The 24,989-nt window shown below is 61.5% G+C and carries 23 protein-coding genes and 1 pseudogene; 11 read left to right on the top strand and 13 right to left on the bottom strand.

Annotated features, from left to right (window positions below):
* Positions 1 to 437 precede the first annotated feature (437 nt).
* Positions 438 to 617, bottom strand: a pseudogene (locus tag HMPREF1531_RS14440) (hypothetical protein); the annotation flags it as partial.
* 215 nt (positions 618 to 832) lie between these two features.
* Between HMPREF1531_RS14440 and HMPREF1531_RS08870 the strand changes: the two are divergent.
* Positions 833 to 1,972 (top strand): glycerate kinase, encoded by a 1,140-nt coding sequence (locus HMPREF1531_RS08870; protein WP_016669610.1) that lies wholly within the window; start codon positions 833 to 835, stop codon positions 1,970 to 1,972.
* Between the two features lie 115 nt (positions 1,973 to 2,087).
* Entirely contained in the window at positions 2,088 to 3,536 is a 1,449-nt protein-coding gene (locus tag HMPREF1531_RS08865; RefSeq protein WP_016669609.1) for an aminopeptidase P family protein, read from the top strand.
* Between the two features lie 48 nt (positions 3,537 to 3,584).
* Here HMPREF1531_RS08865 and HMPREF1531_RS13000 read toward each other — a convergent pair whose 3' ends face one another.
* Both HMPREF1531_RS13000 and HMPREF1531_RS08855 read right to left on the bottom strand, forming a co-directional pair.
* Entirely contained in the window at positions 3,585 to 4,448 is an 864-nt protein-coding gene (locus tag HMPREF1531_RS13000) for a general stress protein (protein WP_016669608.1), read from the bottom strand.
* Positions 4,449 to 4,484: 36 nt separating this feature from the next.
* Positions 4,485 to 5,402: an HpcH/HpaI aldolase/citrate lyase family protein gene (locus HMPREF1531_RS08855; RefSeq protein WP_036897615.1), complete on the bottom strand. Its 918-nt coding sequence runs from the start codon at positions 5,400 to 5,402 to the stop codon at positions 4,485 to 4,487.
* A 154-nt stretch (positions 5,403 to 5,556) separates the two neighbouring features.
* On the opposite strand from HMPREF1531_RS08855, the gene HMPREF1531_RS08850 reads away from it, so the two are divergent.
* From HMPREF1531_RS08850 to HMPREF1531_RS08830, 5 genes are all read left to right on the top strand, one after another.
* Positions 5,557 to 6,825: a magnesium transporter MgtE N-terminal domain-containing protein gene (locus HMPREF1531_RS08850; protein ID WP_016669606.1), complete on the top strand. Its 1,269-nt coding sequence runs from the start codon at positions 5,557 to 5,559 to the stop codon at positions 6,823 to 6,825.
* Complete coding sequence (locus tag HMPREF1531_RS08845; RefSeq protein ID WP_016669605.1) at positions 6,818 to 7,354, top strand: DUF1003 domain-containing protein; 537 nt, start codon at positions 6,818 to 6,820, stop codon at positions 7,352 to 7,354. Before HMPREF1531_RS08850 ends, HMPREF1531_RS08845 begins: the two co-directional genes overlap by 8 nt.
* A 162-nt stretch (positions 7,355 to 7,516) precedes the next feature.
* Positions 7,517 to 10,039 (top strand): aminopeptidase N, encoded by a 2,523-nt coding sequence (pepN, locus tag HMPREF1531_RS08840; protein ID WP_016669604.1) that lies wholly within the window; start codon positions 7,517 to 7,519, stop codon positions 10,037 to 10,039.
* Between the two features lie 88 nt (positions 10,040 to 10,127).
* Entirely contained in the window at positions 10,128 to 11,309 is a 1,182-nt protein-coding gene (locus HMPREF1531_RS08835; RefSeq protein WP_036898866.1) for an Mrp/NBP35 family ATP-binding protein, read from the top strand.
* Positions 11,310 to 11,320: 11 nt separating this feature from the next.
* Positions 11,321 to 11,893, top strand: coding sequence for a GNAT family N-acetyltransferase (locus HMPREF1531_RS08830; protein WP_016669602.1), 573 nt, complete (start codon positions 11,321 to 11,323; stop codon positions 11,891 to 11,893).
* Between the two features lie 871 nt (positions 11,894 to 12,764).
* On the opposite strand, the gene HMPREF1531_RS08825 is transcribed toward HMPREF1531_RS08830, so the two are convergent.
* The 4 genes from HMPREF1531_RS08825 to dapA all read right to left on the bottom strand — a co-directional run bounded on the left by HMPREF1531_RS08825 (position 12,765) and on the right by dapA (position 16,222).
* Positions 12,765 to 13,568, bottom strand: coding sequence for an ABC transporter permease subunit (locus HMPREF1531_RS08825; protein ID WP_269593319.1), 804 nt, complete (start codon positions 13,566 to 13,568; stop codon positions 12,765 to 12,767).
* 12 nt (positions 13,569 to 13,580) lie between these two features.
* Complete coding sequence (locus HMPREF1531_RS08820) at positions 13,581 to 14,480, bottom strand: ABC transporter ATP-binding protein (protein WP_016669600.1); 900 nt, start codon at positions 14,478 to 14,480, stop codon at positions 13,581 to 13,583.
* A 432-nt stretch (positions 14,481 to 14,912) separates the two neighbouring features.
* The gene (locus HMPREF1531_RS08815; RefSeq protein WP_016669599.1) at positions 14,913 to 15,344 is read right to left on the bottom strand and encodes a sec-independent translocase; all 432 of its coding nucleotides are present in this window, start codon (positions 15,342 to 15,344) and stop codon (positions 14,913 to 14,915) included.
* Entirely contained in the window at positions 15,341 to 16,222 is an 882-nt protein-coding gene (gene dapA, locus HMPREF1531_RS08810) for a 4-hydroxy-tetrahydrodipicolinate synthase (protein WP_016669598.1), read from the bottom strand. The genes HMPREF1531_RS08815 and dapA overlap by 4 nt, the downstream gene beginning before the upstream one ends.
* A gap of 92 nt (positions 16,223 to 16,314) precedes the next feature.
* On the opposite strand from dapA, the gene HMPREF1531_RS08805 reads away from it, so the two are divergent.
* Positions 16,315 to 16,956, top strand: coding sequence for an O-methyltransferase (locus HMPREF1531_RS08805; RefSeq protein ID WP_016669597.1), 642 nt, complete (start codon positions 16,315 to 16,317; stop codon positions 16,954 to 16,956).
* A 14-nt stretch (positions 16,957 to 16,970) separates the two neighbouring features.
* Here HMPREF1531_RS08805 and glgC read toward each other — a convergent pair whose 3' ends face one another.
* On the bottom strand, positions 16,971 to 18,200 hold the full coding sequence (gene glgC / locus HMPREF1531_RS08800; RefSeq protein WP_442852404.1) for a glucose-1-phosphate adenylyltransferase: 1,230 nt from the start codon (positions 18,198 to 18,200) through the stop codon (positions 16,971 to 16,973).
* 148 nt (positions 18,201 to 18,348) lie between these two features.
* Here glgC and glgA point away from each other — a divergent pair, with 148 nt between their 5' ends.
* Complete coding sequence (glgA, locus tag HMPREF1531_RS08795; RefSeq protein ID WP_016669595.1) at positions 18,349 to 19,542, top strand: glycogen synthase; 1,194 nt, start codon at positions 18,349 to 18,351, stop codon at positions 19,540 to 19,542.
* Between the two features lie 95 nt (positions 19,543 to 19,637).
* Here the strand turns inward: glgA and HMPREF1531_RS13350 are convergent, their stop codons facing one another.
* Genes HMPREF1531_RS13350 through dapE form a run of 3 tightly spaced genes read right to left on the bottom strand, consistent with a single transcriptional unit; the run spans position 19,638 to position 21,311 of the window.
* Positions 19,638 to 19,808 (bottom strand): DUF3117 domain-containing protein, encoded by a 171-nt coding sequence (locus HMPREF1531_RS13350; RefSeq protein WP_016669594.1) that lies wholly within the window; start codon positions 19,806 to 19,808, stop codon positions 19,638 to 19,640.
* A 42-nt stretch (positions 19,809 to 19,850) separates the two neighbouring features.
* Positions 19,851 to 20,222, bottom strand: a complete 372-nt coding sequence (locus tag HMPREF1531_RS12995) for a DivIVA domain-containing protein (RefSeq protein ID WP_016669593.1) — start codon at positions 20,220 to 20,222, stop codon at positions 19,851 to 19,853.
* Positions 20,223 to 20,225: 3 nt separating this feature from the next.
* Positions 20,226 to 21,311, bottom strand: a complete 1,086-nt coding sequence (dapE, locus tag HMPREF1531_RS08785; protein WP_016669592.1) for a succinyl-diaminopimelate desuccinylase — start codon at positions 21,309 to 21,311, stop codon at positions 20,226 to 20,228.
* Positions 21,312 to 21,552: 241 nt separating this feature from the next.
* Here dapE and dapD point away from each other — a divergent pair, with 241 nt between their 5' ends.
* Both dapD and HMPREF1531_RS14370 read left to right on the top strand, forming a co-directional pair.
* The gene (gene dapD, locus HMPREF1531_RS08780) at positions 21,553 to 22,521 is read left to right on the top strand and encodes a 2,3,4,5-tetrahydropyridine-2,6-dicarboxylate N-succinyltransferase (RefSeq protein ID WP_016669591.1); all 969 of its coding nucleotides are present in this window, start codon (positions 21,553 to 21,555) and stop codon (positions 22,519 to 22,521) included.
* On the top strand, positions 22,521 to 23,414 hold the full coding sequence (locus tag HMPREF1531_RS14370) for a hypothetical protein (RefSeq protein WP_016669590.1): 894 nt from the start codon (positions 22,521 to 22,523) through the stop codon (positions 23,412 to 23,414). Before dapD ends, HMPREF1531_RS14370 begins: the two co-directional genes overlap by 1 nt.
* Before the next feature lie 66 nt (positions 23,415 to 23,480).
* Here the strand turns inward: HMPREF1531_RS14370 and dapC are convergent, their stop codons facing one another.
* The gene (gene dapC, locus HMPREF1531_RS08770) at positions 23,481 to 24,590 is read right to left on the bottom strand and encodes a succinyldiaminopimelate transaminase (protein WP_036897606.1); all 1,110 of its coding nucleotides are present in this window, start codon (positions 24,588 to 24,590) and stop codon (positions 23,481 to 23,483) included.
* Positions 24,587 to 24,904, bottom strand: a complete 318-nt coding sequence (gene fdxA / locus HMPREF1531_RS08765; RefSeq protein ID WP_016669588.1) for a ferredoxin — start codon at positions 24,902 to 24,904, stop codon at positions 24,587 to 24,589. The genes dapC and fdxA overlap by 4 nt, the downstream gene beginning before the upstream one ends.
* Between the last annotated feature and the right edge of the window lie 85 nt (positions 24,905 to 24,989).

Genomic DNA, 24,989 nt, shown 5'->3' with positions numbered 1-24,989 from the left:
AGGGAGAAAGGTCATGACACCGGTATTATCGCCCAAAACACTCCCCGGACGGAACTGGGCAACGCACGTTCATACCGCAAAAGAGCGCACCGTCTCGGAGCGACCTACCCAGGCCGACTCGATGCGCTCCCGTATCGCGATCAGGGCCCGGCGATGCTCCCGGTCATCGCCCTCCACGGGGTGAAGGCACCGATCGACAACCATCATCGGCTCAACGTTCAGATACGCGACGCTGATCTGGTCAAAGTGTGGGTGCACGGAGATGGAGTCTCGACGCTGACCCGCACCTGGAATATCACCCCGATGGCCCCGATGCCGACAGGTGGTGTGGGACCGCGCAGGTCTCACCAGCTTTCGTGCTCCCACCGGTAACTGTTGGGTCACAACAACGGAACCGCCATGGTCTCCTGGGCCGGTCTCAGCGCCCTAGGCGGCTACTACGGTGCTCCGGACTGCGACCATTGAGCCCTGCATGTTGGCGCATCATCCCGCCATGCGCAAGATGTCGCAGCCATGGCACCGCTCCCGGCAAGCATCAGCGTTGCGCCAACCTGCACCTGTCCGATCAAGAAAACGATGGCACCGATGATGGCCATCAAGATCAAGAATAGATTGTAGAAACCTTGGTTTTAGACGAAGAAAGCCCTAGCCCAAGCCTGTTCAATGGTCCTGTCCCGAAAACTTTCCGAGCGGTCTGTCACTGCCAGGTAATCGTCTCCAAGTAGAAGATGAACATGTGCAGCCCGGCAGCCAGCACCGCACGCGAGAGTCCTCCTGCTTGATTATTTTTCCGGAACCGGTGATCATCCAGGCATCCACGTAATCTATTGACATGTATATCGTCTGCGCCCCCGATTCCTTCAAGGGATCAATGACTGCTCCACAGGCAGCCAGCGCCATGGCTGCCGCAATCCGCCATGTCGCACCCTCGGCCACCGTTATGGAATTGCCCATCGCCGATGGCGGCGAAGGATTCATGGACACAGTGGCCGCCATGATCGGCGCTCGAATCGTCGAAGTGGAAGTCCACGATCAACGTGGCCTCCCCCACATGGCGGGATTTGCCCTGGCGGACAGCGGCCCAATGCCCACCGCGGTGCTCGAAGGGGCTGCAACGAGTGGGCTCGATCTGGTTCCAGCAGCCGAACGCGACATCATGAGCTTCGACACCAGAGGTCTGGGCGAACTCATGACCGCAGCAATCGACGCGGGAGCGAAACGCTTGGTGATCGGCATCGGTGGGTCTTCTACCAATGATGCCGGAGCTGGGATGCTCTCCGCGCTGGGGGTCCGATTCCAGGACCAGAACGAGGCAGAACTGCCACCCAATCCAACAGGCCTGGCCCGGTTGGCTGCCGTCGATCTCACAGGCCTGGATCCGCGGCTGCAGACCATCCGCATTGAAGTAGCTTGCGATGTCACCAACCCGCTGCTCGGCCAAACTGGGGCAGCCGCCATCTACGGCCCCCAGAAGGGAGCCAGCCCAGAGCAGATCACCATCCTGGACGGAATCCTCGCCCACCTGCTGGAGGTGTGCGGCCCGCAGGCTCGGGCTGCGGCCGACATACCGGGTGCCGGTGCCGCCGGAGGCCTCGGCTGGGCACTGAACCATATGTTGGGCGCCGAGTTGCGCCCCGGATTCGAGCTGGTGGCAGATCTCGTCGACCTGGACCGATACCTCGCCAAGGCCGATCTGGTGCTGGGCGCGGAGGGATCGGTAGATTTCCAGACCCCGCACGGCAAGGCCATAGCGCGGTTGTGTTCTCACGCCGAACAGGCCGGGGTTCCGGTCATGATCTTCGGCGGAAGGGTCGACCTGGATCTCGCCGAATTGCCGGGCCGGGTAGAGATCTTCTGTATCACCCCCGATGGGCAACCCCTCGACGAGGCCCTGCGGCAAGGGCCGCAGAACCTAACCGAGGCGGTGCGGCAAGCCATCGCACCAAGAGCCTGCGCGCACAGGGGTTCTTGACCAGAATGCTCAATCAACACCGCCGGGTTCGTGAACTGACATACCTTGATCAAAATAGTTACGGACAGGCGTCCTATGATCGGCAGCGAGCAAGAACATGGTCAGGAGGCCTTCCATGAGTGAGCAGCGTCCGCTGTCCAACCGGCAAACACAGTTCTCCGACGCATTCCGCAGCTTCATCACATCGCACTGGGCGCCCTACGATCCCCAGCTCCCTGCACCCACCGCAGGAGCTCACGCCGCAGCGCAGCACCGGGAAAAACTGAGCAAACATTTCCCCGGGGAACGGATCGTGCTGCCCGCCGGTGGGCTCAAGGTGCGCAACAACGACTGCGACTACCGGTTTCGCCCACATACCGCCTTCACCTGGGCCACCGGGTTGGGTACCGACCGGGAGCCCGACGCGGTATTGGTCATGGAGCCGACCGGTGACCACCACGAGGCCATGCTGTTCTTCCATCCCCGGGTTCCCCGCACCGACGAAGAGTTCTACGCGGATTCCCGTTACGGGGAGATGTGGGTGGGGCAACGAGAGTCCCTGGAGGAGATGACCGCCCTGTGCGGGGTGCGTACCGATCCGATCCAGGCCCTGTCCCAGGCAATCGACACGAAGATTCCCACCCGCGTGGTGCGGGATCCAGATCCCGATCTCGCCACAAAGATTGACGTTTGGCGTGGTGGAAGCACCGAGCAGGCCGACGCAGAACTCGCCCAGGTGGTCTCTGAGCTGCGCCTGATCAAGGACGATTTCGAGATTGCCCAGATGCGCCAGGCTTGTGAGGCCACGGCCGCCGGCTTCCGGGCAGTGGTCGCCGAACTACCCAATGCCGTGGCCAAGGGGCGCGGTGAGCGCTGGGTCGAGGGGATCTTCGGGCTGCATGCCCGGCATCGGGGCAATGCTGTGGGCTATGACACCATCGCAGCCGCCGGCGACCATGCGAACACCCTGCACTGGATCCGCAACGACGGAGATCTGCGTAACGGTGACCTGCTGCTGCTGGATGCCGGTGTTGAACTCGATTCGCTATTCACCGCCGACGTCACCCGTACCCTGCCGATCAACGGCCGGTTCACCCCCGCCCAGCGCACCATCTACCAAGCGGTTCTCGAAGCCCAGCGTGCCGGGATGGATGCCGCCCGGCCCGGTGCGAAGTTCTCCGATGTTCACCAGGCAGCAATCAAGGTGATCGCCCGCAAACTTGAGGAATGGGGGCTGTTGCCGGTATCTGCCGAAGAATCCTTGTCGCCCGCCGGTGGACAGCACCGGCGGTGGATGGTGCATGGGACCTCCCACCACCTAGGTCTCGATGTCCACGACTGTGCCCAAGCTCGTCGCGAGGTGTACCGGGAAGGTGAACTAGCCCCGGGCATGATCATCACGGTGGAGCCCGGTCTCTATTTCAAAGCCACTGACCTGCTGGTGCCCGAGGAATTCCGGGGAATAGGAGTGCGTATTGAGGACGATATCCTGATCACCGAGGACAGCTGCGAGATCCTCTCAAGCCAGCTACCCAGAGAACCAGATGCGATTGAGGCCTGGATGAACGAGTTGATGATCAGCTAAGAAAGCGGTTTCCCGACGAGTGTTCCGCTCCGGTCATCCGTCGCAGCTTCAGTTACGGGAATCGTCGGGGTTGAAACCCTTCGGTGGTATCCCGATACCGGGCTCATCGGATGCGCCCCAGTAGCTGTCGCAGGGCTGCTGAAAGGCGGTCGGCTCAGCTGGTGGCTCCTCATCAGGGCCTGATGGCTCTTGTTCGGGGCCCAGCGGTTGTGATGCAGTCGGCGGTTGCATGGTGGGCTGGCCGTCAAAGGACGATCCGGGCGCTGCTGGCGTCTGGTCTGCGGGTAGTTCCCCGGCATCCACCGGCTGTTGGCCGAAGGGCGGCGGGAGGGTGGCCAGATCGGGAATCGGCTGCGAAGCCGTGGCATGTTGAGCCGCCGTCTCAGCCGGGCTGGATTGCTCCAACACCTCGACGGTGGGATGGACTTTCCCGCCGGACAGCAGGTTCCTGGCCCGGTCCACCACATCCAACTCAGCTAATACCTCGTATTGACCGGCGATAATCGTCGTCCGCGAAGTGAAATCGCGGTTTCCCCCGCGGCTGCGGTAAGAGATCCAGGTCATCACCGCACTCGCCAATCCGAAGCTCGCCACTCCGAAGGCGAAGGCGGTGAGAAAGGACATGCTATCGCTCAGCAACCACATGAGCACGGCGAACATGAGCGCCCACATGATCCCCCGGGAAAAACCTGCTGCCAGCACCTTGCCGCTGGTCAGCTGACCGGTCACCCGTTCAAGGGATCTGAGGTCGGTACCGACGATCGCCAACTGCTGCACCGGGAATTGATGGCCGGCGAGATAATCGACGGCACGCTGGGCGTCAGCATAGTCATCGTACAGCGCCACCGACGCGGGCTGCTGCAGTTTGATCGCTGCCTGTCGCGACATCGACACGGAGCGTGGACTTGACATGGGTTGACCTCCTGCACCAAGCCTATCCTGGCGCCCTCAGCCACCGGCTCGCGCGAGAACCGCCCGGGCTACCTTCACCCCTGCCTCGTCAACCATCTCGTCGTCGACAACGATCGCACCGATCGCTCCACCAGCCTGCGATGTGGCCGTCTCGTAGGCATCCACGACCCGCCGGGCCCGGGCAATCACCTCGATTCCGGGGGTGAAGATCCGGTTCCCGGCCTCAGCTTGGGAAGGGTGCACAACCCATTTTCCATCATAACCAAGGGCCGCTACCTTGGTCGCTGCCTCCTCGAATCCCTCGAGGTCACGGATCGCCACGAAGGGACCATCGATCGCTTGCAAGCCGTTGGCCCGGGCCGCCATCAGGATTCGGATCAACACATGATGGAAGGCATCGCCCGGATACCCCGGAACCCGTGACCCCACCGTCAACTCGCGCATACCGCTGGTCGCCATCCAGTCCCCAGGCCCGTATACCAAGGCCTCAGTGCGCGGAGAGGCCGCAGCGATGGCATCCACATTGGTAAGCCCGATGGGGTCCTCAATCTGTAATTCCAGCCCGATGCGCCCGACCGGAACTCCAGCAGCAATCTCGGCCTGTCGGATGAGCAGATCGGCTGCAATCACCTCTCCCGGGATGCGTACCTTGGGCAGAATGATCGCATCTAGGTGGCCGCCTGCCCCGGTGACCACGCTCCAGATATCTTGGCTGGTCCATGGGGTGGTCCAGCCATTGACCCGCACGCACACGGTGTCGGCCCTCCAGCCCCCGGTCTTGAGAGCCTCGGTAATCCTGGCCCGCGATTCAACCTTGACGGATTCGGCCACCCCGTCCTCCAGATCAAGAAAAACGCAGTCGATCTCAAGATCCCGGGATCTCGCGATGAATCTGTCGGAGCTTCCAGGGGTGGCCAGAACCGTGCGTCGAGGGCGGAATCGGCGATCGCTCATGCGAGCAGTCTAGGAACTCAACTAGGTCATCATCGGCTCTGCGACATCACCTCAATCGTTTCCTGCGCTATGACCCAGGTAGTTCTCCTCCCCGCGACTCTCGGATGCCCTGCCTGAGCCGGTTGCGGACACATATACGGGTTACCATTCACCCGTGACCAAATCCGCCATCTTCATCTCCCGGTTGCAGGGAATGCCCGTACTAGATCGATCCGGCGATCAGGTCGGGAAGGTGCGTGATGTGGTCGTGCAGACCAGGATGGCCAGACGCCCCAGGGTGCGCGGCTTGGTGGTCGAGCTCTTCGCCCGGCGCCGGATCTTCGTACCGATGATGCGGGTACACTCCATCGACGCCACCCAGATCTCGATCATCGGGGTGGTCGACACCCGCAAATTCGACCGTCGTTCCTCGGAGATCTTGGTGATGGATGACATGTTCGACCGAGAGATCATCCGCGGGGAGGTGAAGGCACGCATCGTCGATGCCTCAATGATTGAGGTACGCAACCGTGAGTGGGAACTCCACGAGGTGGCGCTGCGCGAGCACTCCCGCAGTCGTCGCTTCGGCATCACCAGCAAAGGTTCGCTGGTCGTCGCACCATGGAGTGAGGTGCAGGGCCGGGTGCTCGGATCGGAACAGTCGACCGACACCAAGCTCGCCCAACTGGCCGACATGAAACCTGCTGACGTGGCCCGCGAACTCTACGAGATGACCCCCGACCGGCGCGTCGAGATCGTCAATGCCCTGGACGACGAATTGCTGGCCGACGCCTTCCAGGAACTTCCCGAGGATGAACAGGTCGACCTGTTGCAGGCCCTAGAGCAGGAACGCGCCGCCGACGTACTCGACGAGATGGACCCCGACGATGCCGCCGACCTGATCAACGACCTGCCTACCGAGCTGGCCGAACAACTGCTGTCGAAGATGGAGCCCGACGAGGCCGAGGACGTCCGCAACCTGCTGCAGTACCAAGAATTGACCGCCGGCGGCATGATGACCCCCGAGCCGGTGATCCTCGGCGCGGACGACACCGTCGCCGATGCCTTGGCCAAGGTCAGGTTGAAGGAGCTCACCCCTGCAGTCGCTTCCATGGTCTTCATCACCCGTCCACCACACGACACCCCGTCGGGACGCTATTTGGGGGCGGTACACGTGCAGCGGTTACTGCGCGAACCTCCATCCCTGCAAGTGGGCCACATGACCGACAGCGACTTGGAACCCCTGCACCCAGACACCCACATCTCCCAGGTCTCACGTTATTTCGCGACCTACAACCTGGTGGTGGCCCCGGTGGTCAACGAACTGCACCAGTTGGTGGGGGCGGTGGCCGTCGACGACCTGCTCGACCATATGCTGCCCGCCGACTGGCGCGGCGAGCAGATGGATGGCACTGATCAATTCCCGGCGGTGAGCGATGGCTGAGAACCTCACCCCAGAGGAGTCCCTATCCACTCCTGGCAGTGGGCGGCGTTTCGTTTTGCCTAAGCGGCTGCGGATCGACTCCGAGGCCTTCGGCCGTTTCGCGGAGTGGATCGCCCGCTACATGGGTTCCCCCGCCTTCCTCATCTGGATGACCCTGTTCATCGCCTTCTGGATCATCTGGAATTTCGTCGCTCCGGAGGAAATCCGGTTCGATGATCCATCATCGTTCATCTTGCTCACCTTCATGTTGTCGATCGAGGCGGCCTATTCCGCTCCGCTTATCCTTTTGGCCCAGAACCGGCAGGAGGCCCGCGACCGATTGAGTTTCGACGAGGACCGTCGCATCGCTGCCCAGTCCCGGGCCGATACCGATTTCCTGGCTCGCGAGATCGCCTCGTTGCGCGCCCAGATGGGCGAGGTGGCTACTCGAGACTTCATCCGTTCCGAGATCCGCGACCAACTGCGCGACCTACTGGCCGAGCTGGACAAGGCCGAGGGACAACAAGAGGACCCAGAGCCGCCTCAGTGACCGGGCTGCCCGCCGCTGTGGAGTTAGCGGGCACGTCCTGCTTGACCGGGACCCGGATACCCGGGAAGAGCCTTGATCGGAAACTGTGTGCGGCGCAAGTCCCGCACCGCACACAGAACACCTGGGTGTCGGGTTCGGACAGCGAGTTCTACTGTGTTGGCCATGATCGGCACCTTAACCCAGCATGAAGCACGGATTCGCAGCAATGATCTAGCCCTGGATTCCTACGATCTGACTCTTGATCTGAGCCAGACCGCCGGAAAATCGGCGACCTATCCGGTGAAGCTCACCACCACCTTCACCACCACCAGCGGGGAGACCTTCCTGGATTTCCTGGGTGAGCGCGTCGAGTCCATCACCGTTGACGGGCAGCCACGCCACATCGATTTCGACGGCTCCCGCATCCGGTTGACCAGCCTGCCGACCATGCGACCGGTCGAGGTCACGATCTGTTGTCATTCCCGCTACTCACGCACCGGCCAGGGACTGCATCGGTTCACCGATCCCAGCGACGGGCAGACCTATCTGTACTCCCATTCGGAGCCCTCTGATGCCAGGCGGATCTTCCCCTGCTTCGACCAGCCCGATCTCAAGGCCCGGTTCACCGTCGAGATGATCACCCCCAGCGGCTGGACGGCGCTTTCCAACCAGCCGACGGTCCAGACGACCAATCACGGCGCGACCACCACCCACCGCTTCTCCCCCACCCCACCACTGTCGACCTATCTAACCTGTTTCGCCGTGGGCCCCTGGGCCGGGCAGCATGCCACTTGGACCTCGCCCAGCGGCCAGAGCATCGAGTGTGGAGTCTGGTGCCGGGCATCGATGGCCGAGTTCGTGGATGACGAATTCCTCGCCCTCACCCACCAGGGACTCGACTTCTTCGAGACCAACTACGGTTTTGCCTACCCATGGGGCAAATACGATTCCATCATCGTTCCCGAGTACAACCTGGGCGCGATGGAGAACCCAGGGCTGGTGACCTTCACCGAGCGTTACCTGTTCCGTTCCCGCCCGACTCGGGCCCAGCACGCAGCCCGTGCCAACACGATCCTGCACGAGATGAGCCACATGTGGTTCGGTGATCTGGTCACCCCGCGCTGGTGGAATGACCTGTGGCTGAAGGAATCCTTCGCCGAGTTCATGGGAGCCGATGCCTCGGTGTGCGCCACCGGTTACCGGGAGGCCTGGGTCAATTTCGCCGGGAACCGCAAGAACTGGGCCTACCTGCAGGACCAGCTGCCCACCACCCATCCAATCGCCGCGGAGATCCCCGATGTCGACGCTGCCCGTCAGAACTTCGACGGGATCACCTATGCGAAAGGGGCTGCGGTCCTGAAGCAACTCGTCCACTACGTCGGACGCGACCAGTTCTATGCCGGCGCCAGGGATTACTTCACAGCCCATGCCTTCTCTTCGGCCACCTTCGACGACCTGCTGGATGCCCTGGCACCGCACACCGAAGCGGGCCTGCACGACTGGGCACAGCGCTGGTTGTGTACCACGGGCCCGGATCTGCTCACCCCGCGGGTGACTATCACCGAGGGGCGGATCACCGAGCTGCGCATCACCGCCAGCGCCACCGATGCCCTGCGCCCGCACCGGCTCGACGTCACGCTATTCCGTGGCGAGAAGCAGCACCTGGAGCGGATCGCCACCCTAGATGTCCTCGTCGACCCGAATACCCCGGTCACCATGGTCGCCGAGGCCGTTGGAATCCAGGCACCCAGCTTGGTGGTACTCAACGACAATGACCACACCTACGCCAGGGTTCGCTTCGACGAGCGTTCCCTGACGACCCTGAGGACCTCGCTGTCGCGGATCGACGAAGAATTAACCCGGGCCGTGGTGTGGACCGCACTGTGGAATCTCACCAGGGATGGTGAGTTGTCCGTCGCTGACTACACCGGGATCGCACTGACCCACGGGCTGGTCGAGCCGAACCCGAATCTCGTCGCCCAGGTGCTCGCCAATATCTCCTTCGCAACCGCCCATTTCCTGCCGCATGGTCTGCGGGAGCAGGGGCAACGGGAGCTGGCGGATACCTTGTGGACCCGCCTGCTGGGTGCCGGGGAGGGATCCGATCTGCAATTGGCCCTTGTCCGAGCCGCCATCCCCGCCCTGGCAGCCAGCGACGAGACCTCAGGTAGTACCAGGTTGCGGGAGATTCTCAACGGCCGGGTCCCGGGGCTGAGACGCGATCCAGATCTGCGGTGGTCGGTGTTGTCCGCCCTAGCTGCACGTGGTGAGACTGATCCGGCGGAGTTGGAGGAACAAAAGAACACCGACAACACCATGTCCGGAGCTGTCGCCTTGCTCGGCGCCGCCCATTGCCTGCCGACGGTGGAGATGAAGGCGCGGATCTGGGAATCGGTGCGTCGGGTCGGGGCATGGTCAAACGACGAAGTAGACGCCCTGCTGGGCGCCTGGAATGCCCCAGGGTCCACAGATCTGGTCCGCGGCTGGGACCAGGAGTTCTTCGAGGTGCTTGATGAGATATGGGACACCCACCCGATCGAAATCGCCAACCGGCTGGTGCGCGGTCTGTACCCGCAGGTCGAGGCCTCGCTGACAGCCACGAAGAACCATCTCGACAAGGAAATACCCGGCGCCCTGCGGCGGGTGCTGTTGGAATGTGCCGACCACCTACGTCGCGATCTGGAGGTGCAGCGCCTGCAAGGCTGAGCACCATATGATCACCGCTCGGCAACCGTCTCGGAACCAGCGCATCGCCGACTTGAAACCCATCCCGGACTCGCGTAGGCATGATAGGGTGAGCAACGCACAGATTCTCGAAGCGGCGCAGGCCGCGATGGCCACCGTCATCGACCCGGAGATCCATCGTCCGATCACCGACCTCGACATGGTCGATCACCTGGAGATCGACGACAAAGGCGTTGCTCATGTCACCGTGCTGCTGACCGTTGCTGGTTGCCCGATGCGCAACAACATCGAGCAGCAGATCCACGATGCCTTGGGCAAAGTGGCGGGCATCACCTCGGTAGACCTCACCATGGGGGCGATGACCGCCGAGCAACGAGCCCAACTGTCGGAGAAGCTGCGCGGTGGAGCCCCAGCGAAGGTAATCCAATTCGCCCAGCCCGGAAACCTGACCCAGGTCATCGCGATCGCCTCCGGCAAGGGCGGGGTCGGCAAATCCTCGATCACCATAAATCTGGCACTGGCCTTGTCCAAGATGGGCAAGAAAGTGGGCCTGCTCGATGCCGACATCTATGGCCACTCGGTGCCCGATCTATTGGGTCTGTCGGAGGATGCCCGTCCGACAATGGTCGACGACATGATCATGCCGGTGCCGGTAGAGTACAGCTCCGCCGACGGATTCACCGCCCGGTTGAAGGTCATCTCGATGGGTATGCTCAAAGAATCCCGGGACCAGGTGATCGCCTGGCGAGGCCCCATCCTCGACCGGGCCCTCACCCAGTTGCTGTCTGAGGTCTTCTGGGGCGATCTGGATTACTTCCTTATCGATCTTCCCCCTGGCACCGGCGACGTCGCCATGTCCATCGGCCAGAAATTGCCCGGTTCCGAAGTGATCGTCATCACCACGCCTCAACCGAGCGTCGCCGTCGTCTCCGAGCGGGCTGGCACGATGGCCTCAATGATGCACCAGAAGGTCATTGGTGTCATCGAGAACATGAGCTACTACGAGGCTTTGTGCCCGCACTGCGGCGAACCGCATCAGGTACCGCTGTTCGGTGAGGGTGGTGGTCTGTTGACCGCCGACGCGCTAAGTGACCGGCTGGCCACCCAAGTGCCACTGATGGGCAAGGTACCTTTCGAACCGGCGATCGGCGTCGAGACCGAGGCCCAGGCACCCGGCGTCATCGCACGTCCGGAAACCACCGCTTCACGGGTTATCACCGAGATCGCAGCGAAGCTCGTTGCCTCTCGCCCATCCTTGGTGGGCAAACCCCTGGGGCTGCAGACGAACTGATCGGAGCCGTTATGAATAAGCTCGATCCACCGGTGCTCGTCACCGGCGACATCATCCTGCGCAAACCCACCGATGCGGATGTTCCTGCGATCGTCCGGGGCTGCAACGATCCCCTCACCCTGGAGTGGTTGTCGCTGCTGCCCCGGCCCTATACCGAGGAACGGGCCCGGGAATACGTGCACGACCACGCGGTGCAGGTCACCGAATCGGGCCAGGGTTTGGAGCGGGCCATCGAGGTCGATGGCGCATTTGCCGGGGTCATCGGGTTGAAGAACACCGACTGGGCCACCCGCCACACCGAGGTGGGTTACTGGCTGGGTCCCTGGGCCAGGGGCCGTGGGGTGATGACGCGTGCCCTGTGTTGCCTGGTCGACTGGTTGTTCGCCGAGGCCGGGATGCGGCGGGTGGAGATCCAGGTGGAGCCCGGGAACGTGGCTTCCCTGGCCGTCGCCGAGCGGGCCGGTTTCCGCCAGGAGGGCCTGCTGCGTCACCGCGGCGGTTTCCGCGATGACCATCCGGTGGATCTACTCATGTTGAGCAAGCTGGTGGGCGATTCCCCAGCCACCGGGAGTGCTCACGGGTAAATTCACTCGAGACTCTGTCGATCACAAGATTTCTTTTCCCCGAGAATGAAGTCGCCGGAAATGATTGGTACAGGTTGCGACAAAAGCCTGTACCGCCCTGTAGCAATCGAAGAACGAGGTGAGCATGAGCGGTGTTGTGCCACGTGACTGACGTAGACGCGATGGATCGGAACTAACTTCCTTCATCAAGTACATCTGATATGGTTGTTGTTTTGTTAAAAGGGCAGGATGAGACGCCACCGGGTGGGATTCCTGACGGCGCCCGTCTTGTGTTAGCCCAAAATGATGCTAACGAGGGGTTTCGCGTGTCTGTCCGACGGCGATGCCAATCTGATATTCACGAGTTGGTTACCGCAGGACGGTGCTTTCGGCTCGGAACCTCACACGTGTCTAGGATCGAGTATCGTCGACACCGTTGATTCAAACCGTCACCTCCATTGGACCGGGGCATAGGCCGTGCCCTGAAGATCTCTCCGGTCTGGGCATCCATGTCATGCACCACGACGGAGCGCGCATGCATACCCAGGTCAACATTCGTACGCCCGGCGACCCAAGAATCGTTGCGCGGTGATGCCCGGCCTGCCAGAGCTCCACCCGATCTGGGATTACTCATACCGTTTAGGGTGTGTCTCCTAAGCCTGTGCTGGTGGGGTTGATTTGATGTTGGCTTATCTCGTGAATGGGTTCTGACCGATGCTCAGTGGGAGCCGATCACGCCTCTGATGCCGTCGACCGGTGATTCGATGCATCGTCCATTTCGTGATACCGACAGGTGGTTGAGGGCGTGATCTATGTTTTTGCACAGGAGGACGTCGGTGACATCAACCGCAACGCGTCTGCGCAAGAATCTGTAACCTGGTCGTCAGTTCTGCTAGGCGGTGATGTCCTTTTGGCGGTAGCGGAAGACGGCAAGCATGAACCCCGCCGTGATCACCAGTAGGGCGACCACCAAGTGCGGTATATCAATCAGTTGCCCACCTGCTGACGCTTTCCCGATGTTCGGGTAGGTGAAAAATGACAGCCACGTGAGGGGCTTCGCCTTGCCGTTGGAGTTTGCCATCATCTGCACGAAGTAGGCTCCGAGGACGATGCCGATCGTCACCGGGTAGATCACGCGGGCAGTGGTCACGAAGACCGAGAGTAGGAAGCCAACGGCCGCGAACATGAGGTGGACCAAGAAAGACCCGAGCGCCATCAGCACCAGCGCCTTGAGCGAATAGCCCTTCTGCTGAAAGACGGCGCACATCGCCCAAGAGGCAAAGAAGAGCGCCACGTTGAGCAGTAACGCGTACAGAACAACCACCCCGATCTTCGAGACAGTGATCTCGGTACGGGATAGAGGCTTCACCGCGAGGAACTCAATGGTCTTGTAATCCTCCTCTTTGGACAAGATGGTGGCTGCCAGCATGATCACGTAGAAGGCACCGAGCAGCACGACAACAGAGAAGACGCGAGCACCGAAGTACCCGGTGATCGACGTCAGATCGACCCCATCGAGGCCGAACATATCGATCTCGGTCGATGAAAACTCGCCCAGCGCCTGATCCGCAGACTGGTACTTGCGCACGAACTCAGGGAACTCCGCCATACGCATGAGGCTCATGAACGGAAGCACAACGCTCCAGATCAGGAACGCCAGAAGGTGTCGACGCATCTCATTCTTGAAGAGAACCATGTTCATAGCGGATCAGCACTCCTTGGTTGCAGTGGTGCCACCGGTGTAGTAGTTCATGAAAACCTCTTCGAGTGGGGGTTCCTCGATGCGTACATCGTCGACGGTGTTGTCGGCAAGCATTCGCAGGAGGCGGTTGACATCGCCCTGGATCATGAAGCGGTACTCCGTGCCATCACCTTCAACGGACTTGACCCCGGGGATCTCGGGCAGCACAGTCGGCCGTGCGAACCTGACGTGCACCAACCTGTACTGCGCGACGCTCGGCTCCTTGAGGTCCTCGACTGTGACCAGCTCACCGTCACGGATGATCGCGACGCGGTTGCACAGCAACTGGACCTCAGACAAGACGTGCGACGAGAAGAAGACTGTGCAACCGCGGTCGCGCTCCTCGGTCAGCAGATGGAAGAAGGTGCGCTGCGCCAGCGGGTCGAGGCCGCTCGTCGGCTCGTCCAAGATGAGCAGTTCCGGATCGTGGAGCATCGCTTGGATGATGCCCACCTTCTTCTTGTTACCTGTCGAGAGGGAACGGAATTTCTTGCTCAGATCCAGGTCCAGACGTGCGCTGAGCTGCTTGATGCGCTCGGCAGCCTCTACCCGGTGAAGACGCGCAGAGAAGTCGAGCAGTTCCTGCGCGGTCATGCTGTCGTAAAAATTCACGTCTGCAGGTAGGTAGCCCACCTTGCGGTGGATTTCGGGCGACTGGGTCACGGTGTCGAAACCAAAGATTCTGGCGCTTCCGCTCGTAGGTTTCAAGAAGCCAAGGATGGTGCGGATCGTGGTGCTCTTGCCAGCACCGTTCGGGCCGATGAAGCCGAAGATCTCACCGCCCTTGACGGAAAGACTGAGTTGCTTCACACCGCGCGCCTTGCCGTACATCTTGGAGAGTGAATCAATTTCAATCACATTATTCATGTTGGAGCACCAGTCACCTATACCGAACACATTATGCTAGGGATACCGAAACACATTCTTCGTAGGGCACGAGGCAATGCCAGAACCCGTTTAGGCCCCATCAGTACGACACACAAATGTCGCGAACCAAGTGCCGTCGAGCATCCCCTCCTTGCCCTGGGAGCGTCAGGGAGGCAGAAAGCGCGACTGCAATCAACAGCCAAGAACCCAGGTAGTGAGGCTGTGTTCACAGCCTAACCGAACAGGGCATAACAAACAGGCGCAGTGTCGGCAACCCATGAGCGCAGACTCAGGCAGTTCATCACGTCGACCCAAGTCATCGTGCAATAACAGCGCTGCATTGCGATATATGCAGGTCTGGATAACCCGGAAGGCAATCGCCACCGGGTGACCAGTGCTGCTAGCCCGAGGGCAAACCGAGGTGCCACCACCTCAGGTCGCCTCGTCGTCCCACGGCAATTCGGCAGCCGTCAGGGCGGGTGAGCCCTTGGTTGCGCTGGTCAGGGTGGATTTCACCTCCGCACCCGCCGAGGAGACGGCGGACACCCCCAACCCCAGATCGCTCTTCACCCCGTTGAGTTCGGTTTTCACATCGTCGAGATCGGCCTGGACCTCGGCCAGCAGGTGTTTGGTGACGAAGGTCTTCGGGTTGAGATCAGCCGCGGTGAGGTCCTGGTATTCGGGGCCCAGCTCGGCCTTCAACTGGTTGGTGGCGTTGTCGGCGAAGGCCCGTGCCCAGGCCACCACGCGGGCGGCCTTGCGGGCATAGACGGGAAGTTTCTCCGGCCCGAAGAGGACGACCCCCGCGATGAGCAGGAAGGCCAGCTCCGCCCAGCCGACCCCGAAGAACTCCTGGGGTATCACAGGACGATGCTGTCCAGGAGGGCCGTGAAACCGGCGACGACCTCGTCGGTGGGCCAGATCATCGGTGAACGCAGCCCACCGACATCGAAGCCCTGATGGGCCAGACCTGCCTTGACCATCATGACCCCTTGGGTGACGAACACCCCGGTGTAGACCGGCAGCATTTCCCGGTGGATTGCCAGCGCCTTGGCATGGTCGCCATCCAGCCAGGCCCGGATCAGTTCAGCGGTGCGCCGTCCGGTGAAATGGGTGGAAGTTCCAACGACACCCGCGGCCCCAACCGCCAGCATCGGTAGCAGCTTAGCGTCGTCACCAGCGTAGTAGTCGAGACCAGTGGCGGCCATCACTTGAGAGGACGCGACGATGTCGTTCTTGGCATCCTTGACACCCACGATGTTGGGATGCTCGGCCAAGGCAATCAGGGAGGGGGTCTCAATGGGACGCCCGGCCCGGTGCGGGATGTCGTAGAGCACCATCGGTAGATCGGTCGCCGATGCGATCGTGCGGAAATGCGCTACCAGCGCTTCCTGGGGAGGCAACGAGTAGTAAGGGGTGACGGTCAGCAGAGCGTCGGCGCCGGCATCCCGAGATGCCTTGGCCAATTCGACGGAGTGTGCGGTGTTGAAGGTGCCGACCCCGGCGATCACCTTGGCCCGGTCCCCTACTGCTGCCTTGACCACACGAATCAACTCGCATTTCTCGGCGTCACTAGTCGTCGGAGCCTCACCGGTGGTGCCGTTAACTAGCACCGAATCGTTACGTTGCTCGTCAACCAGCCGAACCGCGAGTTGCTCGGCCCGCTCCGGATCGACAGCCCCAGAGGCGTCGAAGGGAGTGACCATGGCAGTGATCAGTCGGCCCAGGATCGGTTCACTCATGCCTCCATGCTAGGCAATCAGGGAACCACGCGCGCAGGAAGCCCACCACCTCGGGCACAGACATTGCCTCGACCATGGCCTAGGCTGGGTTCGTGAGTGAAGAGTTCCTGCTGGACAAGCGTTCCATCGCCTTCGCCGAGGACTTCGTGCCCGGCACCGAACCCATGGACGAGGCGCACAAAGCTGCGGTCCTGGCCGGAGCTCCGGCCAGCTCCGGTGGTGTGAATGCCGTGCTGACGATGCTGGCCAAGCTCATCAACGCCCGCACCGTCGTCGAAGTCGGCACCTCCACCGGCTGCACCGGCCTGGCCTTATTCCAAGGAATGGACCCCGCCGGAGTGCTCACCTCTATCGATACCGAGACCGACTGGCAGAACACCGCCAAGACGGCCTTCCGCGCAGCGGGCATCGCATCCCAACGTTCCCGGTTGATTAACGGGCGCGCCCTCGATATCTGCAACAACCTGCGGGCCGGGGCCTACGACATCATGCTGCTCAACGACGAAAAACTCGATTATCTCGACTTCGTCCCCCAAGCCGAGAGATTGCTGCGTCCCGGCGGGATGCTGGTGATCAACGATGCCCTGTGGCAGGGCAAGGTGGCCGACCCGAACGACGATTCAGACGAGTCGGTGATCATCCGCGAGGCTCTCGACGCCATCCGCGAATCCGAGGTGTTCACCTGCGCGATGCTGCCGGTGGGGCATGGCGTGGCGGTCGGCGTCCACGCCTGAACTCGGACGACGGATCAGATCGGTTCGACAATCATCCCCTTCGGCACCACGACGATCCCGCGAGGCGAGATGTGTAGTCCACGTGCCAAGTCGGCTTGAGGATCGACGCCGATCTGCACCCCGTCGGCGATAGTCACATTCTTGTCGAGGATGACGTTGCGCAGTACCGCATCCTTGCCGATCTTGACCTGATCCATCACCACGCACTTGTCCAAGGAGGCACCGCCTTCGACGCGCACCCCCGGGGATAGCACCGAATGATCGACATCGCCACCAGAGATGATGCACCCGTTGGTCACAATGGAGGATTCCGCTGTGCCGTGCAGGGTGAACTTTGCGCCGGGTAGTTGGGCCTGCTGGGTCCAGATCGGCCACTGGGAGTTGTACAGGTTGAATTCCGGCACCACCGAGATCAGATCCATGTGAGCGTCGAAATAGGCATCAATGGTGCCCACGTCACGCCAGTAGTTGCGATCCTCGTTGGTGGCCCCGGGAACCTCGTTGGAGGTGAAGTCGTAGACCCCGCACTCGCCCTGGTCGACGAAGGAAGGAATGATATTCCCGCCCATATCATGCTTGGAGTCGGTGTCATGTCCATCAGCGACGAGCATCTCCACGAGTTGCTTGCGGGAGAAGATGTAGTTACCCATTGATGCAAAGCACTCATCTGGTGAATCAGATAGCCCGGGCGGGTCGGCGGGCTTTTCCAAGAATTGATCAATTACCCCGTCGCCATTCGCATCAATGATGCCGAAGGCCGAACCTTCACTACGCGGTACCCGGATGGCCGCGACAGTGGCGGCCATCCCCGAGTCGATGTGGGCCTGCAGCATCTGGCGCACATCCATACGGTAGATGTTGTCAGCGCCGAAGACGACGACGTAGTCGGGGTCCTCGTCTGAGATGAGGTTGAGGGACTGGTAGATGGCGTCAGCCGAGCCTTGGTACCAGTGTGGTCCGCGGCGCTGCTGGGCAGGGACCGGGGTGACGTAGTTGCCGAGCATCGTCGACATCCGCCAGGTCACCGAGATGTGGCGGTCAAGAGAGTGAGACTTGTACTGGGTGAGCACCGCTACCTTGAACAGGTTCGAGTTGACCATATTCGACAAGGAAAAGTCAATCAGCCGGTAGGTACCACCGAACGGAACGGCAGGTTTGGCTCGGTCGGCGGTGAGCGGCATCAGCCGTTTACCTTCGCCGCCGGCGAGGATGAGGGAAAGGACCTTGGGTTCAGCCATGACCAAAACTTAGGGCACCAGCGAACACATTGACACCCCCTGTCCATAACTTCCTTCCTGGATGCCATGATCAGTTCTGTCATTGGGTCTCTTCCTTGTGACGATGTCGGTCTAGCTCTCCCCCTCGGGGGTATCACCATGAGACGATCGAGGCATGAGAGTTTCGATCCTCACTCGGGAATATCCCCCACACATCTACGGCGGAGCCGGTGTCCATGTGGGCCAACTGGTGCCGCAACTGCGCAAATTCTGCGAGATGGTCGACGTACAGTGCATGGGCGAACCCCGCGACGGCGCGACGGCTCATCCCGAGAGTTTCCCCCCCGATGCAAATCCCGCGATCCGTACCTTGGGCGCCGACATCGCCATGGCCGCAGCCATCCCCCAGGTCGACGTGCTCCACGCCCACACGTGGTACGCCCAGTTTGCAGCCGTCGTCGCTGGTCAGTTCCAGGACATCCCCACCGTCGTCACAGCCCATTCGCTGGAGCCCGACCGCCCCTGGAAGGTGGAGCAACTCGGTGGTGGCTACCGGGTGTCATCATGGATCGAGAAAACCGCCTATGCCGATGCCGATGCCATCATCGCGGTCTCGGCTGCGATGATCGATAATATCCGTGCGGCCTATCCTTTCGTCGAGCCCGAACGCATCCACGTGGTGCGCAACGGGATTGACCCCGACGAGTTCCGTCCCGATCCCGCCACCGATGTCATCGAGTCGTTGGGCATGGATCTGACACGTCCGATCGTCACTTTCGTGGGGCGCATCACCCGTCAGAAGGGGCTGGTGCACTTGGTGCGAGCAGCCCGCCGACTTGACCCTGACACCCAAGTGCTGTTGCTGGCCGGAGCACCAGACACCCCGGAGATCAAAGCAGAATTCGACGAAGCCTTCACCCAGCTGAACACTGAGCGTTCGGGAGTGGTGTGGGTTGCCGAGATGCTGCCACGTGCCTCAGTGCGTCAGGTGCTCACTCATTCGACAGTCTTCGCCTGCCCCTCAATCTACGAACCGCTGGGCATCGTGAACCTGGAGGCGATGGCCTGTGGGATCCCGGTGGTGGCTTCGGCAGTCGGTGGAATCCCGGAGGTCGTCGTCGACGGTGTAACCGGCCTACTCGTTCCTTACGATCCGGCTTATGCAGATGATCCAGCCCGCATCGCCGAGTTTGAGACGCAATTCGCCACCAACCTCAACGAGATCACCCGTGACCGTGATCGGGCCCGTCAGATGGGCGTTGCCGGACGCGAGCGGTGCATCGCGGAATTCTCCTGGGAGAAAATCGCGGCCGAAACGGTGCAGGTGTACAAGGAAGCCATCGCCCATCACGAGGCGAACAGACACTGAGTGAGGCGGCCACTGCCTGACTTGCTGGCTTGGTAAGCGTTGAGCGCCACCAGTCCTCTTAGGCGGTGGCGCTCGGCAGTGATCCTGGGTGGTCGTCAGTTCGTGACGACCGGTTTGAGACAGTCGTACAGCGACTTGGCCTCCTCCGCGTTGACTTCGAGAACCAAACGGCCCCCGCCGTCAACCGGAACGCGCATGACGATGCCACGTCCTTCCCTGACAACCTCCATGGGCCCGTCACCGGTGCGCGGTTTCATAGCTGCCATGTGTGCCCTCGATTCCGTTCACGACCGAAATTTCACAATCTATTATTCCGCATCCACCGAAGGTTCTGCTGAGTGTTGCCACGAAGGGGTCTTGGCCTGCTCAGCTTGTCCACTCCCCGAAACGGGACTTGGATTGGTTTCCGGAGCAGTCGTGACCGGAATCTGGTCGAGGTCCTCCTGCCAGCGCTGGCTCACCCGGTCGAGCAGGGCGTCAACTTGCGCCATCGAGTAGCCGCGGGTGACGACCGCGAACCGTAACTCACTCAGGTCATAAGGACCCAAGTCATCGGGTATGGGCGCATCAGGTACGGGCCGATCTTCCAGTTGCGGGGCGAGTTCCCCACCATGCCCAGTACCGATGACGAAGAAGACGGCGATAACCACCACCATGACCGCAGCAAATATCCACCCCACCGCTCAAGCCTCCTGTCCTGACGCACCACCGAGCCATTGCATTAAACCTGTTGTGCAGGCCTCCACTTCGGCAATCGGGCATGCCTCATCAGCCTGGTGGGCCTTGCCCGGGTCACCGGGGCCGTAGTTGACTGCCGGTATCCCAGCTGCTGCGAGCCGGGCGACATCGGTCCATCCATACTTAGCGCGAGGGGTGCCACCGACAGCAGCAACGAATTCAGCCGCAGCCTTCCGGTCAAGACCTGGCCGGGCCGCGGGTGAACGATCGACGAAAATGAGTTCCCAGCCATCAAACCACTCCGTCATCGCCATAACGGCCTCGTCGAGAGTCTTGTCTGGAGCGAAGCGGTAGTTGATCTGCACTGTCGCCGAATCAGGGATGACATTGGGGGCCAAGCCTCCGGAAACCATCGTGGCGTTGAGACCCTCCCGGTATTCCAACCCATCGACATTTACCTGACGGGCCTCGAAAGCCTCTACACGCTCGATGACCCGGGCAAGTTCGTGGATAGCGTTACGACCCAACCAAGAGCGAGCCGAATGGGCCGCAAGACCCTTGGTGGTGATGGTGAACCGCAGGGTTCCCTGACAGCCACCCTCAATGAGGGTGGCTGTGGGTTCCATCAAGACTCCCAGGGTGATGCCGGTGAACAGTTCCGGATGGTTGACGAGCAGTCGTCCCAGCCCATTGGCGGTCTCCTCGATCTCCTCACAGTCGTAGAAGACCCAAGTGATGTCTCGACCGGGATTGGCGAGCCTGGCAGCCAGATGCACCATAACGGCCACCCCGCCCTTCATATCGACGCTACCGCGTCCCACGAGCATCTGGCCCTGATCGGTGTCAGCAAGCCGGGAAGGCAGGTTGCCCACGACCGGGACGGTATCCAAGTGCCCGGCAATGAGCACTCGTTCCCGGCGCCCCAAAGCGGTGCGTGCCACCACCGCATCGCCGTCGCGCACGATGTGTAGATGCTCAAAACCTGCCAACGTACGTTCCACTTCGTCAGCAAGCCGGGTTTCGTTGCGGGAGACCGATTCGATATCGACGATCTGCTGGAACAATTCGGTCAGCGACTGGTGGGCAAGCATGTCTGGAAGCCTACTCGTCATCGGATCCGGAAGGCGCGACGCCCAGCAGGGTCCCGATCTAGTCACTGCGTCCGGACTCTCCTATCGAGTCCTGGCCCAGTTTGGCTTCCATCGTCTAGCTGCCATCCGTTATCGCGCATCGATAATATCGATGTACGATAAGCCAATCAGTTGGGTACCTCAGTGTAAGCCTCGATCGGGAAGCCCTGAGGGATCATCAGCTCCCAGTAGAGTTGAACCCATGAGCAAAGAAGGAGTGCCCACTCTCGACCCGACCACCGCGCCTGCGCAGAAGGCGTGGGGTTGGGGCTTGGCCAATGTCCACGTTTCGGGTCTGGTGCTCGACACCTGGTATCCCGAGCCCCACATCGGTGTGCCGGAGCCGGACACCCAGCCGCCAGCCCTGTTGCGAGCCAATCGGACCAATGATGCGACTCGCCAGGTGACCACCGAAATCGTGCTCACCGTCATCGACTTGGACGAGGAACCGTCGACGACCGCCGACGCCTACCTACGGCTGCACCTGCTATCTCACCGGCTGCGCAAGCCACGATCGATCAATCTCGACGGCATCTTCTCCGCGCTGCCGAATGTGGTATGGACCTCGGCCGGGCCGTGTGAAGTGGAATCCTTCGAGCAGGTTCGTGCCACCCTTCGTGCCCACCGTGGCGGGTTGAATGTCACATCCATCGACAAATTTCCGCGTATGGTCGATTATGTGATCCCCACCGGAGTGCGCATAGGTGACGGTGCCCGGGTTCGCCTGGGCGCCCACCTGGCCGAAGGCACCACGGTGATGCACGAGGGATTCGTCAACTTCAACGCCGGCACCTTGGGCCGCTCGATGGTTGAGGGACGGGTCTCCCAGGGTGTGGTTGTCGGGGACGGTACGGACATCGGCGGCGGAGCCTCGATCATGGGCACCCTGTCCGGCGGCGGCAAGGAAATGGTCACCATCGGCGAAGGCTGTCTGCTGGGCGCTGAAGCCGGATTGGGCATCTCCTTAGGGGATAACTGCATCGTCGAGGCAGGGCTATATGTCACGGCGGGCACCAAGGTCACCTTGCCCGACGGCTCGGTGGTCAAGGCCCGTGAGTTATCCGGGGCCTCTGACCTGCTGTTCCTGCGTGATTCCCAGTCCGGTGCCGTGATCGTCAAAGCAAGGGCCGGACAGCCCATCGCTCTCAACGACGCCTTACACGTGAACTGATGACCACTACCCGAGGCTCCGGAACCACCTCTCGTGGCCCCACCGTTGTCGGGTGCGCCGTCGTTGGGCTCATCGCCGTGGTGCTGTGCTCGATCATCGCGACGATCGTCACCCAGCTCGCCCACCGGAGCGAGGAACTGGCGCCGGTGCTGCCCGACGAGGGGTGCATGGTCTCCTTGGATTCGGGATTCACCACCACTCTCACCTGGGAGCAGGCCCACAATGCAGCGATCATCGTCGGGGAATCCATCCGCCGCGGGTTACCCGCCAGGGCTGCGACTATTGCACTGGTGACTGCCTACCAGGAATCTGGCTTGCGCAATCTGGACCACGGCGACCGGGACTCGGTCGGGTTATTTCAACAGCGCCCATCCCAAGGCTGGGGAACTGTCGAGCAGATCATGGATCCGTGGTACTCGTCGGGGGCTTTCTATACGGAACTGGTGAAGATCGACGGCTGGGAGAGCGGGGTGATCAATGACGTTGCCCAAACCGTGCAGCGTTCCGGCTTCCCGCAAGCCTATGCCCAGCACGAGGACAAGGGACGCGCTTGGGCCTCGGCCCTCAATGGTTACGACCCTGCAACGGTGACCTGCTTCGACACGACGGCTCCAGGCGCTAGTGTCACGGTGCTCACTAATTTCTTCGAAGCCATCTGGGACGACGCGGTCACCTCCGAGGTGGATGCCACTGGATCACTACGAGTCACCACTCCCGACGAGACCAAGGCTTGGGCAGTGGCGCAGCTGTCGATGCTGCTGGGACGCCAGGCCGGGATGACCGGGGTCGCCGTGGGCAACCAGACTTGGACCCGTTCGGATACTGAATACGCCATCTGGCAAGCCGCGGCTCAGCCGTCAGCCTCATCGGTCGTGATCAATCTGAGGCCCTGAGCCAACCGCCCACCAGACATCTTCATCATGGACACGGCGCAGCACACGTATCCGTGATCTGGGCAATCAATCCTCAACGCGCAGCCTTTCGACCGCTGATGCGATTCGTTCATCGGTGGCGGTCATCGCGATGCGTACGTGATCGGTGGCCTTCGTACCGTAGAAATCCGACGGAGCTGCGAGAATACCCCGCTCAGCCAGCCAGTCGATGGTGCTGCGGCAGTTCTCGCCTCGGGTGGCCCACAGATATAGCGAACCCTCGGAGTCATCGATGGTGAATCCGCAGCCACGCAACACCGACATCATCACCTCACGACGCCGCCGATAACGGGCGCACTGCTCGGCAACGTGCTCCTGATCGCTGAGAGCAACAACCATGGCTTCCTGCACCGGTCCGGGCATCATCATCCCGGCATGTTTGCGCAGAGCCAACAGATCGGTGGTCAGCACCGGATCGCCGACCACGAAACCGGCACGGTAACCGGCCAGATTGGAACGCTTGGACAACGAATGCAGCCCCAGCAACCCAGTGTGATCCCCCTCACAGATCGCCTGGTCGAGGATGCTCACCGGTGTGGCCTCCCAGCCGAACTCCCCATAACACTCATCAGAAGCCAGCACCGCATCGTGCTCACGAACGAAATCTACCCAGCGCCGCAACAGACCGCTCCCGGCGATCTTCCCGTGAGGGTTGGCCGGGTAATTGATCCACACAAGCGACGGGCTGCCCTCGACCTGGTCGGGATCGTCGCAGCGTTGGATATGACATCCGGCGAGCAGGGCTCCCACTTCGTAGGTGGGGTAGGCGACCTCTGGTAATACAACCAAGTCGTCGGGACCCAGTCCGAGTTGGGCGGGCAGAGAAGCTACCAGTTCCTTGGTGCCGCTGACCGGCAACACACCTTTCTCATCAAGCCCGACCGCATTCCATCGTCGGCTCATGTAGTCAACAATCGCTCCACGAAGCAGCGGCGTGCCCCACACAGCGGGGTACCCAGCCCATTTCGAGGCGGCCTCACGCAATGCCTCCGCGATGAACCCGGGAGTCGGGTCAACGGGGGTGCCTACCGACAAATCCACGATCCCGTGGGGATGAGTAGAGGCCTTCGCTTTGGCGTCGGCCAGCGTATCCCACGGGAAATCGGGCAGCAGGTCGGCCACGCGAGAACGCATCAGTTCTGCGGGGGCAGGGCCGCTACACGCGGTTCGTCCTTCTCGTAGACACCGACGCGGGCAGCACCACCCGGGGAACCGATCTCGTCGAAGAACTTCACATTGATGTCATACCAGTCGGCGAATTCGTCGGGCAGGTCGTCTTCGAAGTAGATCGCCTCGGTCGGGCAGACAGGCTCACAGGCTCCACAATCGACGCATTCGTCGGGGTGGATGTACAGCGACCGCGGACCTTCGTAGATACACTGCACGGGACACTCGTCAACGCATGCCCGGTCCTTGACATCGACGCACGGTAAGGCAATGACGTAGGTCATTCGCTTTCTCCTGTCCACAACAACGACCGGCGGGGAAACCGCCGGTGATGTGCACGACTCTACCGCTGGTCCGTAACATGGCCAA

Source organism: Propionibacterium sp. oral taxon 192 str. F0372 (genome assembly GCF_000413315.1).
Classification (GTDB): domain Bacteria; phylum Actinomycetota; class Actinomycetes; order Propionibacteriales; family Propionibacteriaceae; genus Brooklawnia.
This window is presented reverse-complemented; position numbering and strand designations above follow the sequence as displayed.

Bases quoted from the DNA above. Each gene is read 5' to 3' on its own strand.
- dapD (WP_016669591.1), top strand. From the start codon at position 21,553: ATGAGCAAAGAAGGAGTGCCCACTCTCGACCCGACCACCGCGCCTGCG.
- HMPREF1531_RS13350 (WP_016669594.1), bottom strand. From the start codon at position 19,808: ATGGCAGCTATGAAACCGCGCACCGGTGACGGGCCCATGGAGGTTGTC.
- HMPREF1531_RS08820 (WP_016669600.1), bottom strand. From the start codon at position 14,480: ATGAATAATGTGATTGAAATTGATTCACTCTCCAAGATGTACGGCAAG.
- dapE (WP_016669592.1), bottom strand. From the start codon at position 21,311: ATGCTTGCCCACCAGTCGCTGACCGAATTGTTCCAGCAGATCGTCGAT.
- HMPREF1531_RS08845 (WP_016669605.1), top strand. From the start codon at position 6,818: ATGGCTGAGAACCTCACCCCAGAGGAGTCCCTATCCACTCCTGGCAGT.
- pepN (WP_016669604.1), top strand. From the start codon at position 7,517: ATGATCGGCACCTTAACCCAGCATGAAGCACGGATTCGCAGCAATGAT.
- HMPREF1531_RS08830 (WP_016669602.1), top strand. From the start codon at position 11,321: ATGAATAAGCTCGATCCACCGGTGCTCGTCACCGGCGACATCATCCTG.
- HMPREF1531_RS08870 (WP_016669610.1), top strand. From the start codon at position 833: ATGTATATCGTCTGCGCCCCCGATTCCTTCAAGGGATCAATGACTGCT.
- dapA (WP_016669598.1), bottom strand. From the start codon at position 16,222: ATGAGTGAACCGATCCTGGGCCGACTGATCACTGCCATGGTCACTCCC.
- HMPREF1531_RS08855 (WP_036897615.1), bottom strand. From the start codon at position 5,402: ATGAGCGATCGCCGATTCCGCCCTCGACGCACGGTTCTGGCCACCCCT.
- HMPREF1531_RS08865 (WP_016669609.1), top strand. From the start codon at position 2,088: ATGAGTGAGCAGCGTCCGCTGTCCAACCGGCAAACACAGTTCTCCGAC.
- fdxA (WP_016669588.1), bottom strand. From the start codon at position 24,904: ATGACCTACGTCATTGCCTTACCGTGCGTCGATGTCAAGGACCGGGCA.
- HMPREF1531_RS13000 (WP_016669608.1), bottom strand. From the start codon at position 4,448: ATGTCAAGTCCACGCTCCGTGTCGATGTCGCGACAGGCAGCGATCAAA.
- HMPREF1531_RS14370 (WP_016669590.1), top strand. From the start codon at position 22,521: ATGACCACTACCCGAGGCTCCGGAACCACCTCTCGTGGCCCCACCGTT.
- glgA (WP_016669595.1), top strand. From the start codon at position 18,349: ATGAGAGTTTCGATCCTCACTCGGGAATATCCCCCACACATCTACGGC.
- HMPREF1531_RS08825 (WP_269593319.1), bottom strand. From the start codon at position 13,568: ATGGTTCTCTTCAAGAATGAGATGCGTCGACACCTTCTGGCGTTCCTG.